Below are 17,596 nucleotides of genomic sequence, written 5' to 3'. Positions count from 1 at the left end.
ATTCCGTATTTCAGTCGGGGAGATACTCGACCGATAACAGGGATCACCGCTCCAAAAATCCATGTCGGAAATCATTGATCACCTTGCCTCGCTGACCGGGCTGCGCGACCGCGACACGCTCGACGTCAGCCTGGCGCACGCCATGCGCGATTTCCTCGCGCCCCAGCGTGTGGCCGTCTACCGGCTGGTGGGTGACCAGGGCGAGGAGCGCTGGCTGACGCGTGCGGCCCTGCTGGCGGATTCGCCGGCGGCCACCGCCGACCCGGCCTGGGTCGACCTGGATTCGCTGCCGCGCGCCGTCGAGCGCCCGACCTGGCTCGAGTGCCTGACCACCGGCAAGATCATCGAGACGCGGGTCGACGGCATCATCACGACGCTGTTCCCGGTGATGTCCGACACCGGCGCCGTCGGCGTCATCGAGATCCAGAACACCCGCGGCATCGGCACCAAGTCGCGCCGCCTGGTGTTCGGCGTGCTGCGCATCTACCGCAACGTGCAGACGCTGCTCGACTACAGCGAGCGCGACACGCTGACGGGCCTGCTCAATCGCAAGATCTTCGACGACAGCTTCTACAAGGTGTCGTCGCTGCCGCTGCTTGACGCCAAGCTCGACGAGGGCGAGCGCCGCCATGCATCGGGCTCGCGCTACTGGCTGGGCGTGGTCGACATCGACCACTTCAAGACCGTCAACGACCGCTTCGGCCACCTGATCGGCGACGAAGTGCTGCTGCTGCTGTCGCGCATCATGCGCGGCGCGTTTCGCTTCTCCGACCAGCTCTATCGCTTCGGGGGCGAGGAGTTCGTCGTGCTGCTGCTGTGCAACGACGAGGGCGACGCCGCCGCCGCGTTCGAGCGCTTCCGCCACGTCGTCGGCGAGTATCCGTTCCCGCAGGCCGGCAAGATCACCGTCAGCGTCGGCTTCACGGCCATCGAGGTCGGCGACACCCCCGCCGCCGCCTTCGAGCGCGCCGACCGCGCCGTGTACCACGCCAAGCACAACGGCCGCGACCAGGTGAGCAACCACGCCGAGCTGATGCGCAAGGGCATCATCGAGGACGGCACGCGCGTCAGCGACGTCGAGCTGTTCTGACCGCGCGGGCGTCGCAGCGCCCGACCGGCGACGGCCGCTCTGACCGGCGCTTCGCCGACTTCCATCCCTGCATCGTGGGGTAGTCAACACCCACCGGCCTCGACGACAGTGCGCGCTGTTCAAACAGCCCACGCGTCCGATGAGCCTGCAGACGACCCCGTTCCAACGTCCTCTCTTCGTCGCCGCGGCGTTGCTCGCCTGCAGCACCCTCGCACACGCGGCGCCGCCCGCGCCCGACGGCTGGACGACGCACGCCGCCAGCGACGTGCAGCTCTACGAGTTCGAGCACGGCGGCCATCATGCCGAGCTGCGCCTGTTCGCCGTCGAGACGGCGCCCGCCAGCTTCGACGCCTGGTTCGATGCGCGCATCGCGCGGCCGATGCAGGGCGTGCTGGCCCAGAAGTTCAGCGCCAGCTCGCCGGCGCCGCTGCCGACGTTGCATGTCGCGATGGCGGCCGGGCGCGACGGCGCCGGCGCGCGCCTGGCGCTGGTGCGCGTCGGCTGCCAGCGTGCCGACCACCGCGTCCTGTTCGCGGAGATGGTGTTTCCCGACGATGCATCCACCCGCAAGGCCGTCGTCGATGCGGCGTTCGCCGTCGTCACCAATGCCTGCCGCGATTCGGCGCCGCCGGCGACCGCCGCGGTGCCAGCGGCGGTGGCGGCGTCCGCGGCCGCGCAGCCGCCCAGGCGCGACTATGCGTTCGAGACCGCCCAGCCCGGCACCGGCGTCAAGCCGTCCCAGATCGAGGCCGTGCTCATGTTCTGGCGCAACGAGCAGGCCGGCATGACGATGCAGGTCCACACCTACTTCTACCTCTTGCTCAAGGACGGCAGCTTCCGGGACGGGCTGCCGCCGGTGCAGTTCGGCGACATCGACGTTGCCGCCGCGAAGAAGGGCGAGCCCGACCTGTGGGGCCGCTGGAAGCGCGAGGGCACGTCCTATCGCCTGGCCTGGCCCAACCAGTACAACTGCGTACTGGACGCCAGCTCCTTGCGCCAGCCGGCGCGCCCGGGCGAGATGCTGGACGGCGAGTATCGGGGCTTCTCGGCTTATTCGACGATGTATTCAGTGTCGCAGTCGAACTGGTCGGTGCAGTTCAGCCGCGACGGCCATTTCCTCAAGAGCGCCAACCGCAGCGTCGTCGGCAGCGCCACTGGCGGCGCCACGGTGGGCGGCGCGATCCACAGCGACGACAACGGCACGACCTCCAACATGGGCGGCGGCAACTTCGCGACCTCGCGCAGTCGCCCCGGAGGACGCCCGGTGTCCAGCCGCTCTGGCACGTACAAGCTCGATGGCTACAACATCGAGCTGGATTACGACAACGGCGTCGTCGAACGCCGGCCGTTCGTCGCGACGCCGAGCCGCGACGCGATCTGGTTCGAGGGCGACGAGCTCAATCGCCCGCGGAAATGACCGGCGAGCCGCTGCCGCGCGAGCCGAAGCGCGCCAGCGTCTTCTCGCGCGCGACGTCGTGGTCGACGATGGGCTGCGGATAGTCGCGCCCCAGCGCCAGCCCCACCGCGGCGAGTTCGGCCGGCTTGGCCGTCCACGGCGCGTGGATCGCCTTGCCGTGGAGCTTCGCGAGCTCCGGCACCCAGCGCCGGATGAAGGCGCCCTGCGGGTCGAAGCGCTCGCTCTGCGTCACCGGGTTGAAGATGCGGAACCACGGCTGCGCATCGCAGCCCGTCGACGCGGCCCACTGCCAGCCGCCGTTGTTGGAGGCCAGCTCGAAGTCGTTGAGGTGCCGCGCGAAGTAGGCCTCGCCGCGCTGCCACGACACGCCGAGATCCTTGGTCAGGAAGCTGGCCGTGATCATGCGCAGCCGGTTGTGCATGTAGCCGGTGGCGTTGATCTGGCGCATGCCGGCGTCGACCAGCGGATAGCCGGTGCGGCCCTCGCACCAGGCGGCGAAGTGCGCGTCGGCGTGCTCACCCTGCTCCCAGCGTATCGCGTCGCAGTCGGCGCGATATGCGTGGCCGACGACGTGCGGATGGTGGAACAGCACCTGGTGGTAGAAGTCGCGCCAGACCAGTTCGGACAGCCAGGTCTGCGCGCCGCGGCTGCCGCCCTCGACGCGCTGGCTCGCGAGCGTGACCAGCCGGCGCAGCGACAGCGTGCCGAAGCGCAGGTGGATGCCGAGGTGGCTGGGGCCGGGCGTCGCGGGGAAGTCGCGCGTGGCGTCGTAGTCGTCGATGCGGTCGACGAACTCGTCGAGCAAGGCCTCGCCACCGGTCGCCCCCGGCCGGAGGCCAGGGTCGTCCTGCGGCGTTGTCGCCCGATGCGAGAAGCCGAACTCCTCGAGCGCCGGAACGGCCGCGCCATCCTTCCACGGGCCGCGCGGTGCCGCTGCGAGCGCACGGCCGTCGACGTCGCTGCCGCAATCACCCAGCAGCTCGGGCCGCGCATGCAGCGCCTTCAGCCACGCGTTCTTGTAGGGCGTGAAGACGCCGTAGGGCGTGCCGGCGCCGGTGAGGATCTCCCGGCGCTCGAAGATCACGTGATCCTTGAAGCCGTGCATCGCGCGCCCGTCCGCGCGCAGCTGCTCGTACACGCGGGCGTCCCGCGCGCGCGCGGCGGGTTCGTCGTCGCGGTGGAAATGGACGGCCTCCACGTCGAGTTCCGCGGCCAGCCGCGGGATCTCGTCGGCGGCGTCGGCGTGACGCACGATCAGCCGGGCGCGGCCGCCGGACAGCGCGGCGATCTGCTCGTCCAGGTCGACCAGGCTGGCACGAATGAACGCGACGCGGCGGTCGTCGGGCGGCAGGCCGGCCAGGATGGCCTTGTCGAGCACGAAGGCGCACCAGACGGCCTCCGACGTGCGCAGCGCGTGCGCGAGGGCGGGGTGGTCGGCGACGCGCAGGTCGCGCCTGAACCAGACCAGCGCGCGTTTGCCGTGTGAGATCTCCATGGCGGGCGATTGTGGCCCGGGGCTGTCCTAAAATCGCCGCAATGGCCTCCGAACCGATCAACCTGACCAACCAGTTCCTCATCGCGATGCCCGGGATGGTGGACGAGGCGTTCGCGGGCGCCGTCGTCTACCTGTGCGAGCACAGCGAGAAGGGCGCGCTCGGGCTGATGATCAACAAGCCGGTGGACATCCGCCTGCGCAACCTGTTCGAGAAGGTCGACCTCACGCTCAGCAGCGACGACCTCGCCGAGCAGCCCGTGTTCTACGGCGGCCCGGTGCAGACCGAGCGCGGCTTCGTGCTGCACGAGCGCATGGAGGGCTCGACCCAGTACAACTCGACGTTGTCGGTGCCCGGCGGCCTCGAGATGACCACCAGCAAGGACGTGCTCGAGGCCATGGCCGTGGGCAACGGCCCGCGCCGCGTGCTGGTCACGCTCGGCTACAGCGGCTGGGCCACCGGCCAGCTGGAGGACGAACTGGGCCGCAACGGCTGGCTCAACGTCGACGCCGCGCCCGAGATCATCTTCGACACGCCGATCGAGAAGCGCTACGAACGCGCGCTCGCCCTGCTGGGGATCGACCCGCGCATGCTGAGCCAAGAGGCCGGGCACGCATGACGGAGCAGGCGCCCGCCGCGAGCGGAAGCCGCGCTGTCCGTTCGTTCCTGGCTTTCGACTACGGCACGAAGCGCGTCGGCGTCGCCACCGGCAACACGCTGATGAAGCTGACGCAGCCGCTGCGCACGCTCGCGCTCGAAGGCGATGCCCGCTTCAAGGCCATCGAGGCGCTGATCAAGGAATGGTCGCCCGATGCCCTGGTGATCGGCGTGCCCTTCCATCCGGACGGCGCCGAGCACGACAATACCGTCCGCGCCCGCAAGTTCGGGCGCCAGCTCCACGGGCGCTTCCGGCTGCCGGTGCACGAGGTCGACGAGCGCTACACCACCGTCGATGTGGAGTCGGCCGGCGCGCGCGACGCGGACTCGGCCGCGGCGGCACTGATCCTCGAACAGTTCTTCAGAGAAAACGAATGACAAACCTCCTGCTGGATGCGGAGCAGCTGTACGGCGAGCTCCGCGCGGGCGTCGGCCGGCTGATGACGCCCGACACCGTGCTCGTGGGCATCTGGTCGGGCGGCGCCTGGCTGGCGCAGCGCCTGAACGCCGACCTGAAGACGGGCCGCCCCGTCGGCACGATCTCCAGCACGTTGCACCGCGACGACTTCGGCGAGCGCGGGCTCGGCGGCGTCGAGGCGACCACCGAGCTGCCGTTCGAGATCGACGGCGCGCGCATCCTGCTCATCGACGACGTGCTCGCCAGCGGCCGCACGATCCGCGCGGTGGTCAACGAGCTGTTCGACTACGGCCGGCCGGCCTCGGTGGAGCTGGCGGTGATGGTCGACCGCGGCGGCCGCGAGCTGCCGATCGCGCCCGTCTTCGCCGCCGCCAAGCTCACGCTGCCCGCCAACCAGCGCCTGTCGCTCGCGCGCGAGAGCGACGGCCGCTTCACCTTCGCCGTCAAGGAGACCACCTGATGCTCGCGCGACGAAATCCGCAGCTCAACGCCCACGGCGAGCTGATCCACCTGCTGTCCATCGAGGGCCTGCCGCGCGCCATCCTGACGCAGATCCTGGACACCGCCGGAACATTTCTTTCGGTCAACGATCGGGACGTCAAGAAAGTCCCGCTGCTGCGCGGCAAGAGCGTGTTCAACCTGTTCTTCGAGAACTCGACGCGCACGCGCACCACGTTCGAGATCGCGGCCAAGCGGCTGTCCGCCGACGTGATCAACCTCGACATCGCGAAGTCGTCGGCCTCCAAGGGCGAGAGCCTGCTGGACACCATCGCCAACCTGTCGGCGATGCACGCGGACATGTTCGTCGTGCGCCACAGCGAGTCGGGCGCGCCGTACCTGATCGCCAAGCACTGCGCGCCGCACGTGCACGTGGTCAACGCCGGCGACGGCCGCCACGCGCACCCGACGCAGGGCCTGCTGGACATGTACACGATCCGGCACTACAAGAAGTCGTTCAACGAGCTGACGGTGGCCATCGTCGGCGACATCGTGCACTCGCGCGTCGCGCGCTCCGACATCCACGCGCTCACCACGCTGGGCGTGCCCGAGATCCGCGCCGTCGGCCCGAAGACGCTGGTGCCGGGCGACCTGCGCGAGATGGGCGTGCGCGTCTGCCACGACATGCGCGAGGGCGTGAAGGACGCCGACGTCATCATCATGCTGCGGCTGCAGAACGAGCGCATGAGCGGCGCGATGCTGCCCAGCGCGGGCGAGTACTTCAAGAGCTACGGCCTGACCGAGGAGATCCTTGCGCTCGCCAAGCCGGACGCGATCGTGATGCACCCGGGCCCGATCAATCGCGGCGTGGAGATCGACTCGCGCGTGGCCGACGGCCCGCACAGCGTCATCCTGCCGCAGGTCACGTTCGGCATCGCCGTGCGCATGGCCGTGATGTCCATTCTTGCCGGGAACGACGCATGAAGATCCTGATCCGCAACGGTCGCGTCGTCGACCCCGCGAGCGGCCGCGACGAGGCCGCCGACGTCGCCATCGCCGCCGGCCGCATCGTCGCCATCGGCAACGTGCCGTCCGACTTCACGCCCGAGCGCACCATCGAGGCCGACGGCTGCGTCGTCGCGCCGGGCCTGGTCGACCTCGCCGCGCGCCTGAAGGAGCCGGGCCCCGGCGCGCTGGAAAGCGAACTGGAGGCTGCGGCCGCCGGCGGCGTGACGAGCCTGGTCTGCCCGCCCGACATGGATCCGCCGCTCGACGAGCCGGGTCTTGTCGACATGCTGAAGTTCCGCGCGCGCAAGCTGAGCCGCTGCCGCCTGTTCCCGCTGGGCGCGCTGACGCAGCGCCTGCAGGGCGCCGAGCTCACCGAGATGGTCGACCTCACCGAGGCCGGCTGCGTCGGCTTCTCGCAGGCCGAGCACCCGATGAAGGACAACCTCACGCTGTCGCGCGCGATGCTCTACGCCAGCACGCGCGGCTACGCCGTGTGGCTGCGGCCTCAGGACGCGTCGCTGAGCGGCGGCGTGGCGGCGAGCGGCGCCGTGGCGACGCGGCTGGGCCTGTCGGGCGTGCCCGTCGCCGCCGAGACGATCGCGCTGCACACCATCCTCGAGCTGGTGCGCCAGACGGGCGCGCGCGTCCACTTCTGCCGCCTCTCGAGCGCGGCCGGCGTCGAGCTGGTGCGCCGCGCCAAGGCCGAGGGCCTGCCGGTGACGGCGGACGTCAGCATCAACTCGCTGCACCTGACCGACGTCGACATCGGCTACTTCAACGCCGACATGCGCCTGACGCCGCCGCTGCGCCAGGGCAAGGACCGCGACGCGCTGCGCGCCGGCCTGGCCGACGGCACCATCGACGCGCTCGTGTCCGACCACACGCCCATCGGCAATGACGACAAGATGCTGCCGTTCGGCGAGGCCGTGCCCGGCGCGACCGGCCTCGAGCTGCTGCTGAGCCTCGCGCTGAAATGGGGCAACGAGTCGAGGCTGACGCTCGCGCAGGCGCTCGCGCGCGTGACCAGCGAGCCCGTGCGCGTGCTGGGCGAGGCGCTGGGCTCGCTGGGCCAGAGCGCGGGGCGGCTGGTCGAAGGCGGCGTCGCCGACATCTGCGTGTTCGATGCGAACGCCGAATGGCAGGTGACGCCCGAGACGCTGCGCAGCCGCGGCAAGCACACGCCGTTCGACGCCGCGACCAGCGGCACGCGCATGCCGGGCCGCGTGCGGCACACGCTCGTGGCGGGCACGCTGGCCTACAGCGCCGCGTCAACGTCGGAATCGACCACCGCTTGAGGACGCTCGTCGCGATCTGGCGCATCCTGTGCGTCGTCGGCATGGTGGCGCGCGGGCTGTGGCTCGCGGGCCTGGTGATGCCGCGGCGCGATGTAGCCGGCCGTCGCGCGATCGTGCAGCGCTGGAGCGTGCGCATGCTGCGCTGCCTCGGCGTGGAGGTGCGCGTGTCGGGCAGCGCGCATCCGGGCGCGGTGCTGATGGTGGCCAATCACGTGTCCTGGCTGGACATCCCCGCGCTGCACGCGAGCGCGCCGCAGGCCCGCTTCGTGTCGAAGTCGGCCATTGCGCACTGGCCCTTGCTGGGCCGGCTGGCGCGCGCCGGCGGCACGCTGTTCATCGAGCGCGAACGCAAGCGCGACGCGATGCGCGTGGTGCACGAGATCGCCGACGCGCTGCGCCAGGGCGACGCCGTCGCCGTCTTCCCCGAGGGCACGACCGGCGCCGGCGACGCGGTGCTGCCGTTCCACGCCAACCTGCTGCAGGCCGCCATCACCACCGCCACCGTGGTGCAGCCGGTCGTGCTGCGCTACAGCGAGCCCGGCCACGCGGTGAGCATCGCGGCGCAATACACCGGGGACACGACGCTGGTCGAAAGCCTGATGAAGGTCTGCCGGGCGCGCGGGCTGGTCGTCGAGGTGAGCTTCCTGCCGGCCGAGCCGGTTGGCGAGCCCGACCGTCGCGCGCTCGCTCAACAGCTGCACGACCGCGTCGCGGACGAGTTGCGCCAGCGCATCGCCGCGGGCTGACGAGCGCGGGCGCCGTGTTGCAGCGCGGCGGTACGTGCCTTGCCCTTCCAGCAACGAAAGGGCAACCATCATGAACGACAGCAACTCCCAGACGGCCTACGGCGTGTTCAAGCCGGTCGGCCACGTGCTCGCCTCGTTTCCCACCGAACGCGACGCGCGCTCGGCCGTCGAGGCGCTGAAGCAGGCCGGCTTCCCGAACGTGGCGTTCTACCCTGCCGAGGAGGTGCGCGAGCGCGCCGAACGCGACATCGCCAACGCCGGCGTGCTGGCCTCGATCGGCCAGGAGCTCAACCTCGTCAAGCAGCAGCGCGACCTGGCCGAGGAAGGGCACCCGTTCGTGTCGGTGCTGGCGCCGGAGGACGAGGCGGCGCGTCGCGCCGCGGACATCGTCGCGCGCTACAACGCCGACCGCGCGCAGAAGTTCGGCCGCCTCATCATCGAGGAGCTGATCGAGCCCGGCACCGGCCAGCGCCAGGCCAAGGAATCGCCCGACACGGGCCTCGATCCGCAGACGCGCTCGGGCAACGAGTCGGGCACCGGGCCGACGACGCACTAGGCGACGCGCCGACCCGTCGCTCGCACCTTCGCGACGATCGACAACGCGATCGCCGCCGCGCCGGCCAGCGCGAGCCAGGCGTCGCCAGCGGACGTCCACCGGTGCCCACGCCCGTAGGCCTCGGCCGGCGGCAAAAGGGTGCTGATGTCAGGATCCTGCGGGGCGTAGAACACGAGCATGGGGTCGCCGACCCGGGCCGTGCTGCAATCGATCGCGCCGTCGACGGACCGGGCGACGTAGGTGCGCGAACCTGCCTGGAACGCGACCGAGACGGCGTCGCGGTCGGCGCAATCGACGCGGCTCACGTGGCCGGTGGTCGTGACGTGATTGGAGACCAGGTCGTGCCACGGGTCGCCGGCGTCCTCGCAGCCCGCAAGCGCGCACAGCAGCGACAGCGCGAAGGGGCTTGATCGAAGCGTGGCCATGGCGTCAGAACTGGCTCGCGACGTCCGCATCGGCCGCACGCGCGCGGATGGGCGCCTGCGCGGGCAGTCGCGCCATCCACACGGCGATCGCCACGCAGCCGACCCACAGCAACGCGAGAAAGCCCAGCACGCCCGGCCAGGCGCCGGCCTGCCACGCGTGGCCGCCGAGCCAGCCCATCGAACTTGCGCCGAGGTAGTACGCGGTGAGATAGACCGCCGACGCGAGCGCCTTCGAGCGCAACGCAAGTCGCCCGACCCAACTGCTCGCCACCGAGTGCGCGGCGAAGAAGCCGAACGTGAACAGCGCAACGCCGACGATGATCACCGGCAGCGCCGAGGCCAGGGTCAGCGCGAGTCCGGCCGCGCACAGCGCCAGCATGGCCGCGAGCACGCGCGACGAGCCGAGGCGATCGGCCTGCCGTCCCGCCCACGGCGACGAGAACATGCCCACGACGTAGAGCAGGAAGATCGCGCCGATTGCCGCGTGCGACAGCGCGAACGGCGCCTGGCCGAAGCGGAAGCCGAGGTAGTTGTAGAAGCTGACGAAGCTGCCCATCAGCAGCAGCGCGAGGCCGAACAACGGCACCAGCCCGCGCTCGGTGAACACGCTGCGCAGGTCGGCCAGCGCGTGGCGCGGGTGCAGCGGACGCGGGCGATGGCGGCGCGAGGGCGGCAGGCTGCGCCAGAACTCGAACGCGGCGATCGCTCCCAGCGCCCCCAGGCCGGCGAACGCGACGCGCCAGCCCACGAGGTCGGCCAGCACGCCGCACACGAGGCGGCTCGACATCCCGCCCGCCGCGTTGCCCGCGATGATCAGCCCGACGGCCTGGCCCAGCGCCTTCGGATCCATCTCCTCGGCGAGCCACGCCGACGCCACCGCCGGCAGCCCGGCCAAGCTCAGGCCCAGCAGCGCGCGCAGCGCGATCAGCGCCGGATAGCTGGTCGCCACCGCGCACAGCAGGCTGCACAGCGCGCCCAGCACGATGGCCGACAGCATCACCGGCTTCGGCCCGAAGCGCTGCGCCAGGAAGCCCGCCGGGATCAGTCCCAGCGCCATTGCGCCGGCCGTCGCCGACAGCACGCCACTCGCCTGCGCCGGCGTGAGGTCGAACGCCGCGCCGAACAGCGACAGCAGCGGCTGCGGCCCGTAGAACATCGCGAACACCGCGAAGCCGCCGACGAACAGCGCCCACTTGGCCGAGCGGTGCGCGGCACTTCCGGCCTCCAGCGGCGGCGGCAGCGCCTCGCTCGCGCGCGACGACGGGCTCGACGGGAGATGGGCAGGAATCGCGGACATGGCGGAAGCTTAAGGATTCGTATTTAGTCAGTCCAATATATGATTCATGAACAACTGAGACGTCTGAAGACTCAATGGAGCTGCGTCACCTGCGCTATTTCGTCGCCGTCGCGGAGGAACTGCACTTCACGCGCGCCGCACTGCGCCTGAACATGGCCCAGCCGCCGCTGAGCCAGCAGATCCGCGCGCTGGAGGACGAACTCGGCGTGCAGCTGTTCGCGCGCACGCGCCGCTCCGTGGCGCTGACCGATGCCGGCCACGCCCTGCTCGAGCGCGCGCGGTCGCTGCTCGCGGGGACGCAGGCGCTGCCCCAGGAACTGCAGCGCGTGGCGCGCGGCGAGGTCGGCCTGCTGCGCATCGGCTTCTCGTCGACGCTGCCGCTGACCAAGGTGCTGCGCGACGTCGTCGCCGACCACCGCCGCAGCCACCCCGACGTCGCGCTGAACCTGCGCGAGATGCATTCGCAGCTGCAGTTCGACAGCCTGCGTCGCGGCGAGCTCGACGTCGGCCTGGTGCGCTACAACGAAGGCGTGCCCGAGGGCATCTCGCTGCGGCTGCTGCGGCGCGATCCGCTGCGGCTGGTCGTGCCGGCCGGGCACCGCTTCGCGCGCCGCAAGTCGGTGGCCATCGCCGAGTGCCGCGACGAGGCCTTCATCGGCTTTCCCGGCGACGCCGGCACCGGCACCGGCCCGCTGCTCAAGCGCCTGGCCGCGCAGGCCGGCTTCGAGCCGCGCATCGCGCAGGAGGCGCGCGAAGCGACGACGCAGATCGGCCTCGTGGCCGCGGGCCTGGGCATCGCGGTGCTGCCCGCGCCGCTCGAGGCGGTGCGCATCGAGGGCGTGCACTACGTGGCGCTGGAGGGCAAGGACGCGCTGCTGGTGATGTCCGTCGCGACGCGGGCGGACGAGGCGTCGGAGCGAGTGCTGAGCTTCGTGCGGAGGGTTGCCGCGATGGCGACCGTGCGGACAGCGAGAAGTTCGTCTTCAGTTTGAAGACAGGTCGATGCCTTTCGGGCCGCAAGGTCGATGCAAGAATGCAGACACATGCCCTTACAGGTGTGCGTGAAGACAGAACATGACCACCGGCAAAGAGTGGTCGTCGAAGCGTCGCCGATAACGGCGCGACATGTGAAACGAGGGAGGAAACAATGCGGAACGTCGTCGCGGGCCTTTGGCTGGCCGTCGGTCTTGGTGCGAGCTCGCTGCTGGGGGGCTGCGGCGGCGGTGGCGGCGGTGGCGGCGGTGATTCCGCGCCGCCGCCGCCCCCGCCGACGCTGAGCTTTGCGCAGGCCAGCTATGCGGAGAACGTGCAGTTCGGCCAGGTCGGCACCGGAACGGTGACCGCCATCGTCGCGAATGCGAGCTCGATCACGGGCACCCTGTATGTGCAGGTCGCGGGCGCTGACGCGGTCTTCTCGACCGACTGGTCGCTCGCCGCCATCGACGCCACGCACTACGGCATCACGCTTCACAGCCTGCCGTCGCTCGCGACCGGCCATCACACCGGCCAGATCGCCGTTACGCTGTGCAAGGATGCCGCGTGCCACACGCCATACACGGCAACTCCGGCCGCGCTCCCGTTCGACGTCGACGTGGAGCCGTCGCCGTTGCAGGCGACTCCCGTCTCGTCGACGGCGTCCACGGTGCACTGGGGCGCCAGCGACGGCGACGTCGTGCAGATCCAGGTGAGCGGCGACGGACTGAACTGGACGGCCGCGGCCGGTGCGAGCTGGCTGTCCCTCGACTCTGCCGCCGGCAGCGGCGCCGCGGCGCTGACGGTGCGCTACAAGACGACTGCCGCGCTCGACGCCGGCGACTACACCGACAGCGTGACGATCGCGTCGAACGACGGCCAGTCGGTCAAGATCCCGTTCACGCTGCACGTGCTCCCGGCGGCCTTCCAGCTGGTCGGCGGCGTCCCGAGCTTCAACGCCGTCAATGGTGCACCCATCGCGTCGCAGGACGTCGCGTTCGATGTCGACACCGGGGCCTCGAGCGCGTGGACGCTGTCGTCCGATGCGTCGTGGATGTCGGTGACGGCCTCGGGCAACGCGACGCCGGGCACCGCGACGTTGCAGCCGGATCCGGGCATCGGCTCGCTCGCGAGCGGCAGCTACACGGCGAACCTGCAACTCGGCGATGGCACGAACACCAACGTGACGGGTACCTCCTTCGCGTCGAGCCTGACGCTCGTGACACCCACGCTGTCCACGTCGGTGCCGACGATCACGCTCGGCGGCTCGCTCGGACGCGACCTGTCGGCGCAGTCGCTCTCCCTTGCGCTGAACACGGGCGCGAATGCCTTCCCGTGGACGGCGAGCGGAGCGCCGGCCTGGCTGTCGACGACGAAATCCGGCGTCGTGAACCAGGCAGGCACGACGCTGTCGGCCGCGCCCGTCGCCGCCGCGGCCAGCGCGGGTTCGACCAGCGCCGTCGTCACCTACTCGGCGGCCGTCAACGGCGACACCGTCACGGCGCCCGTCACGGTCAACCTGAACCTGGATCAACGCCGCCTGCTGCCGTCGACGTGGGGTATCGGCCTGGCGAGTTCGCCGACCGGAACCGTGCTGACGCGCACGATCACGATGCGGGACAATTTCGGCGGCAACATTGCCTGGACGGCGAGCTCGGACAGCGCATGGTTGTCGGCGACGGCCGCCGGCGCGACGGGCGCCAGCCAGGCTTCGCTCGTGCTGACCGCCGATCCCTCCGCGCTGCCGGACGGCGCGACCAGCCTTGCCGTCGTCACGGTTTCCAGTCCGGTCGCCGGTGTCGCGCCGGCGAAGATCCGGGTCGGTCTCTGGAAGGACCCGAGCGGGCTTGCCTCGACCACCATGATCGGCGGAGTCAGCGTCAAGGCGATGGTCGCCGATCGCGTCCGCCCGTTGGTCTATGTCGTCGATGGAAGCTCGACGGTGTCCATCTACAACGCCTACACCGCGAGACTGGTGGGTACTGTGCCGAATGTCGGGCAGTACCTGACGGACCTGGCCGCGTCGCCAGATGGAAGCCGCCTGTTCGTACTCGACTTCCTGGCTGCCTCGGTCAAGGCCATCAATCTGGATACTTTGGCCGTCACGGACACGTGGCCCGTCACCGGCTATCTGGGCCATCCGAGCAGCCTGGCGGCCATTCGACCGAACGGCGTCGACGTGCTGCTCGTCAATGACGGCATGTACCAAGGCAAGGCGTATGTCGAAGGGCGCTTCGTCGGGGATGTGAGCCCGATCGGCCAAGTCGGCATCCTGGGACGGATGACGGCCACGGACGACGGCAACCACGTCTACGCCACGCCTGGCTATTCGCCGTCGCTGACCATGCCGACGAACGTCGACTATTCGGCGGTTTCCGGGGGCACGATCCTTTGGTCCCAGGCAGGGCCCTACAGCGTCGACTTCAAGGGCGCGCTCGCCGTGACTGGAGACGGTTCGGCGCTTTATGCAAGCGGCAACATCGGCTGCGAGAAGCTGTCGCCGGTCGATCTGTCGCCGATCGCGCAGTTGCCGGGCGCCGTGGTTGGAGCGAGCTCGATCGCGACCACATGGGATGGCCGCGTCGCCTGCGCATTCGCTGCATTCAGCTATATGGCGACCGGCCCGGACATCATTCTCTATTCGGCCAGCGGCACCACGCTGGGCAGCTACTACAACATCGCAAACATCACGGGCAACGGAGTGGGCGCGGTGATGTTCTCGCCGGACGGTCTGCTGATGATCGCCGCTTCGGCGGACCACAATCTGGGCTTCATTCCCATCGGTCGCTGACGCGGTGCGGCAAGAGAGACCGCTCGATCAGCGCCGCCCGTGGCGCCGATCGAGCGATCGCCCGCTTCAAGGCTGCGTAGCCAGCACCAAGGGCACATCCAGCTCCGGCCGCACCGGGTCGTTGGACTTCACCACGAACGTCGCGTTGGCCGGGGGCGTCGCTCCCGGCGCTACGCCCACGCCGACGTAGCAGAACGACAGCGGCGCGATCGGAATACCTGCGAAGCAGTTGCTGAAGCCGGAGTTGGCAGGCGTGATCTGGAATGCGGCCGGGTTGGCGCCGCCTATGCTGATCGAGTTGAGCACCAGCGTCACGCCGCCGGTGTTCTGCAGCACGAACGTGGCCGGCGCCGATTGAGGCAGGAAGACGAGCGGATCCTCCGGCGTCCCCAGCACCGGCCGCGTCGGCAGGCCCGTGCCGGTCAGCGCGATCTGCACGACGCCGGCCACGGAGGTGAAGACGACGTTGGCCGTTCGCACGCCCTCGGCCGTCGGCCTGAACGTGATCTGGATCGCCTCGACGGCGTCCCTGTTCGCGGGCAGCACGGTCGCCGCGGCGGCGCTGATCGTCTGCGGCGAGATGACGAAGTCGCCCGGGTTCGCGCCGGTGATCTGGATCTGCGTGACGGTCAGCGGCACCTTCTTGCTGGTGTTGTAGATCAGCTCGGTGGCGCTGCGGCTGGCGCCGACGGCGATGCCGCCGGGCGTCATGTTCTGGATGCGGCCGAAGTCGATGTCGGTCGTCGATCCGGTGCCCACCACGCTGCCGAGGTTGCTGAAGGCCCAGGCCGCGGCGTCGGTCGACATCGGCGGCGGCAGCTTGACCGCGGCGGGCGCGGGCGCCGGTGCCGCGGGACTGGGCGCAGGCGCCGGAGCCGGCGCAGGAGTCGGCGCTGGAGCTGGTGCGGGCGCCGGTGCGCCGCCGCCTCCGCCGCCCTTGCCGGACTCGATGTGCGCGGTGGTCGACATGCCGATCTCCGGGCGCGGCATGTCGGACTGCGGCTCTCCGCCGCCGCAACCAACGAGTGACAGCAGTGCCAGTGTCGTGGCGATGGACGATTTCATCGGGCCTCCTGAATCCGTGGCATCGACGCGAGGGCGCGCGCGGGTTCGATGCCGAGGGCCCGTCGCGTGCTGGATCCGCGTGGATGCCGCGCGATGCGCGTGCGGTTCAGGTCAAGCTAGGGGCCGTGGACTAAGCGAGTGTCCAGTCGACGGCCCGCGCGCCGCCGATGTTGGCGCCGGTGGACGTGGCCTTCGGATGATGGTCGACCAGCGTCGCCATCAGCGGCGTCCCCTTCGCGAGCGCCTCGCGAACCTGGGCCGACGTGATGTTGAACAGCGGCAGCTTGAGCCGCTGCGCGAAACCCCCGGCGGTATTGGCCCAGCCGAGGTAGAGGAAGCGCTCGGCGGGGCTGCCGTGCGCGAAGTCGCCAGTCAGCACGGCGATCTCCGAGTCCAGCGACTTCACCTGCAGCGTGAAGTCGAAGACGACGGCGCCGGCCGCGGCCGCCTTGCCCACGTGCAGCGCGCCGGCCTTGTCCTGCAGGCCGAAGGCGCCGGGCGCGGGCGTCCAGAGGGCCGGGCCCTTGCCGTCGTAGATCAGCTGCAGGGTGATGGCGTGCACCGCAGCCTCCGGCTCAGGCCTTCTTGCCTTGCGCGGCGACGGCCGCGGCGGCCCTGGCGGCGGCCTCGGCGTCGCCGAGGTAGTAGCTCTTGATCGGCTTGAGGTCGGCGTCGAGCTCGTAGACCAGCGGGATGCCGTTGGGGATGTTGACGCCCACGATGTCGGCGTCGCCGATGTTGTCGAGGTACTTCACCAGCGCGCGGATCGAGTTGCCGTGCGCGGCGACGACGATGCGCTGGCCCGACCTGATCGCCGGCGCCAGCACCTCGTTCCAGCACGGCAGCACGCGGGCGACGGTGTCCTTCAGGCATTCGGTGAGCGGGATCTGCGCCGGGTCGAGCCTGGCGTAGCGCAGGTCGTGGCGCTGGCCGCGCGGGTCGTCGGCCTCGAGCGCGGGCGGCGGCGTGTCGTAGCTGCGGCGCCAGATCAGCACCTGCTCGTCGCCGTACTCCTTGGCCATGTCGGCCTTGTTCAGGCCCTGCAGGCCGCCGTAGTGACGTTCGTTCAGCCGCCAGTCGTTGACGATGGGCAGCCAGGTGCGGTCCATCGTGTCCAGGCAGTGCCACAGCGTCCAGATCGCGCGCTTGAGCACCGAGGTGTAGGCGACGTCGAACTCGTAGCCGGCTTCCTTCAGCAGCTCGCCCGCGGTGCGCGCCTGCGCGACGCCCGTGGCGGTGAGCTCGACATCGGTCCAGCCGGTGAAGCGGTTCTCGAGGTTCCAGGTGGATTCGCCGTGGCGGATCAGGACGAGCTTGTACATGGATGAAGGCCTCGCGCCGTGTGGCGCATTCAGTCGTGTCGGATGAGCGGTGAATTCTATAATCGCGTCTTTCCCCCGAACCTCCTGCGAACGGCGACCCGTGACCTTCTTTTCCGATCCCACCGTCTGGCTCCTGATCCTGGCCGTCCTCGTCGCCGGCGGCCTGCTGCTGTGGCCGACGATCAACGGGGCGCGCAACGCGGGCGTCTCGCCGACCGAGGCGGTGCGCCTGATGAATCGCGAGAAGGCCAGCGTGATCGACGTCAGCGAGCCGGGCGAGTTCGCCGCCGGCCACATCGTCGGCTCGAGGAACATCCCGATCGGCCGCCTCGAGGTCGCGCCCGAGCTGCCGAAGAACAAGACGCTGCCGGTCGTCCTGGTGTGCGCGAGCGGCAAGCGCGCCGCGAAGGCGGCCAAGGCGCTGGAGGCCAAGGGCTATGCCAAGCCGGTCGTGCTGGCCGGCGGGTTGACCGCCTGGAAGGCCGCGAACATGCCCATCGAGACCTCGGCCGCGCCGACTTGACCCGCTCAACCGCGCGATTCCGTCACGCGGATCGCCACGGACTTGTCACCTGGCCATGCAAGGTTGAACGCGCTGCGCGAAAA

The 17,596-nt window shown here is 70.3% G+C and carries 18 protein-coding genes; 12 read left to right on the top strand and 6 right to left on the bottom strand.

From position 1 onward, the window contains the following. Window positions 1–61: 61 nt before the first annotated feature. Window positions 62–1,090, top strand: coding sequence for a GGDEF domain-containing protein (locus LPC04_RS22210; RefSeq protein WP_275684478.1), 1,029 nt, complete (start codon window positions 62–64; stop codon window positions 1,088–1,090). A gap of 139 nt (window positions 1,091–1,229) precedes the next feature. Further along, window positions 1,230–2,507, top strand: a complete 1,278-nt coding sequence (locus tag LPC04_RS22205) for a hypothetical protein (protein WP_275684477.1) — start codon at window positions 1,230–1,232, stop codon at window positions 2,505–2,507. Here the strand turns inward: LPC04_RS22205 and LPC04_RS22200 are convergent. Further along, window positions 2,488–4,002 carry a cryptochrome/photolyase family protein gene (locus LPC04_RS22200; protein ID WP_275684476.1) on the bottom strand — a complete coding sequence of 505 codons (1,515 nt, stop codon included), beginning with the start codon at window positions 4,000–4,002 and terminating at the stop codon, window positions 2,488–2,490. The two genes, LPC04_RS22205 and LPC04_RS22200, sit on opposite strands and share 20 nt — an antisense overlap. A gap of 41 nt (window positions 4,003–4,043) precedes the next feature. Here LPC04_RS22200 and LPC04_RS22195 point away from each other — a divergent pair, with 41 nt between their 5' ends. From LPC04_RS22195 to LPC04_RS22165, 7 genes are all read left to right on the top strand, one after another. Continuing rightward, a complete protein-coding gene (locus LPC04_RS22195; RefSeq protein WP_275684475.1) occupies window positions 4,044–4,619 on the top strand; it encodes a YqgE/AlgH family protein in 576 nt (191 codons plus the stop codon). Beyond that, entirely contained in the window at window positions 4,616–5,035 is a 420-nt protein-coding gene (ruvX, locus tag LPC04_RS22190) for a Holliday junction resolvase RuvX (protein ID WP_275684474.1), read from the top strand. The genes LPC04_RS22195 and ruvX overlap by 4 nt, the downstream gene beginning before the upstream one ends. Beyond that, a complete protein-coding gene (pyrR, locus tag LPC04_RS22185) occupies window positions 5,032–5,535 on the top strand; it encodes a bifunctional pyr operon transcriptional regulator/uracil phosphoribosyltransferase PyrR (protein WP_275684473.1) in 504 nt (167 codons plus the stop codon). The genes ruvX and pyrR overlap by 4 nt, the downstream gene beginning before the upstream one ends. After that, entirely contained in the window at window positions 5,535–6,497 is a 963-nt protein-coding gene (locus LPC04_RS22180) for an aspartate carbamoyltransferase catalytic subunit (RefSeq protein ID WP_275684472.1), read from the top strand. The genes pyrR and LPC04_RS22180 overlap by 1 nt, the downstream gene beginning before the upstream one ends. Further along, window positions 6,494–7,816: a dihydroorotase gene (locus tag LPC04_RS22175; RefSeq protein ID WP_275684471.1), complete on the top strand. Its 1,323-nt coding sequence runs from the start codon at window positions 6,494–6,496 to the stop codon at window positions 7,814–7,816. The genes LPC04_RS22180 and LPC04_RS22175 overlap by 4 nt, the downstream gene beginning before the upstream one ends. After that, window positions 7,813–8,562: a lysophospholipid acyltransferase family protein gene (locus LPC04_RS22170; protein WP_275684470.1), complete on the top strand. Its 750-nt coding sequence runs from the start codon at window positions 7,813–7,815 to the stop codon at window positions 8,560–8,562. Before LPC04_RS22175 ends, LPC04_RS22170 begins: the two co-directional genes overlap by 4 nt. Before the next feature lie 70 nt (window positions 8,563–8,632). Next, on the top strand, window positions 8,633–9,118 hold the full coding sequence (locus tag LPC04_RS22165) for a hypothetical protein (RefSeq protein ID WP_275684469.1): 486 nt from the start codon (window positions 8,633–8,635) through the stop codon (window positions 9,116–9,118). Here the strand turns inward: LPC04_RS22165 and LPC04_RS22160 are convergent. Beyond that, the gene (locus LPC04_RS22160) at window positions 9,115–9,543 is read right to left on the bottom strand and encodes a hypothetical protein (RefSeq protein ID WP_275684468.1); all 429 of its coding nucleotides are present in this window, start codon (window positions 9,541–9,543) and stop codon (window positions 9,115–9,117) included. The genes LPC04_RS22165 and LPC04_RS22160 overlap by 4 nt on opposite strands. 4 nt (window positions 9,544–9,547) lie before the next feature. Continuing rightward, window positions 9,548–10,840, bottom strand: a complete 1,293-nt coding sequence (locus LPC04_RS22155) for an MFS transporter (protein ID WP_275684467.1) — start codon at window positions 10,838–10,840, stop codon at window positions 9,548–9,550. A 74-nt stretch (window positions 10,841–10,914) separates the two neighbouring features. Here LPC04_RS22155 and LPC04_RS22150 point away from each other — a divergent pair, with 74 nt between their 5' ends. Beyond that, window positions 10,915–11,832 carry a LysR substrate-binding domain-containing protein gene (locus tag LPC04_RS22150; protein WP_275684466.1) on the top strand — a complete coding sequence of 306 codons (918 nt, stop codon included), beginning with the start codon at window positions 10,915–10,917 and terminating at the stop codon, window positions 11,830–11,832. A gap of 155 nt (window positions 11,833–11,987) precedes the next feature. Next, on the top strand, window positions 11,988–14,603 hold the full coding sequence (locus LPC04_RS22145) for a YncE family protein (RefSeq protein WP_275684465.1): 2,616 nt from the start codon (window positions 11,988–11,990) through the stop codon (window positions 14,601–14,603). Between the two features lie 66 nt (window positions 14,604–14,669). Here the strand turns inward: LPC04_RS22145 and LPC04_RS22140 are convergent, their stop codons facing one another. The 3 genes from LPC04_RS22140 to gpmA form a co-directional block, all read right to left on the bottom strand. Beyond that, window positions 14,670–15,668, bottom strand: a complete 999-nt coding sequence (locus tag LPC04_RS22140) for a choice-of-anchor D domain-containing protein (RefSeq protein WP_275684464.1) — start codon at window positions 15,666–15,668, stop codon at window positions 14,670–14,672. 130 nt (window positions 15,669–15,798) lie between these two features. Further along, on the bottom strand, window positions 15,799–16,230 hold the full coding sequence (locus LPC04_RS22135) for a DUF5990 family protein (protein WP_275684463.1): 432 nt from the start codon (window positions 16,228–16,230) through the stop codon (window positions 15,799–15,801). A 13-nt stretch (window positions 16,231–16,243) separates the two neighbouring features. Then, complete coding sequence (gpmA, locus tag LPC04_RS22130) at window positions 16,244–16,990, bottom strand: 2,3-diphosphoglycerate-dependent phosphoglycerate mutase (RefSeq protein WP_275684462.1); 747 nt, start codon at window positions 16,988–16,990, stop codon at window positions 16,244–16,246. A 100-nt stretch (window positions 16,991–17,090) separates the two neighbouring features. Here gpmA and LPC04_RS22125 point away from each other — a divergent pair, with 100 nt between their 5' ends. Next, complete coding sequence (locus LPC04_RS22125; RefSeq protein WP_275684461.1) at window positions 17,091–17,513, top strand: rhodanese-like domain-containing protein; 423 nt, start codon at window positions 17,091–17,093, stop codon at window positions 17,511–17,513. Window positions 17,514–17,596: the final 83 nt, after the last annotated feature.

The sequence above is a fragment of the Scleromatobacter humisilvae genome (assembly GCF_023231945.1).
Classification (GTDB): Bacteria; Pseudomonadota; Gammaproteobacteria; order Burkholderiales; family Burkholderiaceae_C; genus Scleromatobacter; species Scleromatobacter humisilvae.
The sequence above is the reverse complement of the archived record's forward strand: the minus strand, read 5'-3'. Positions and strand labels throughout refer to the sequence as shown.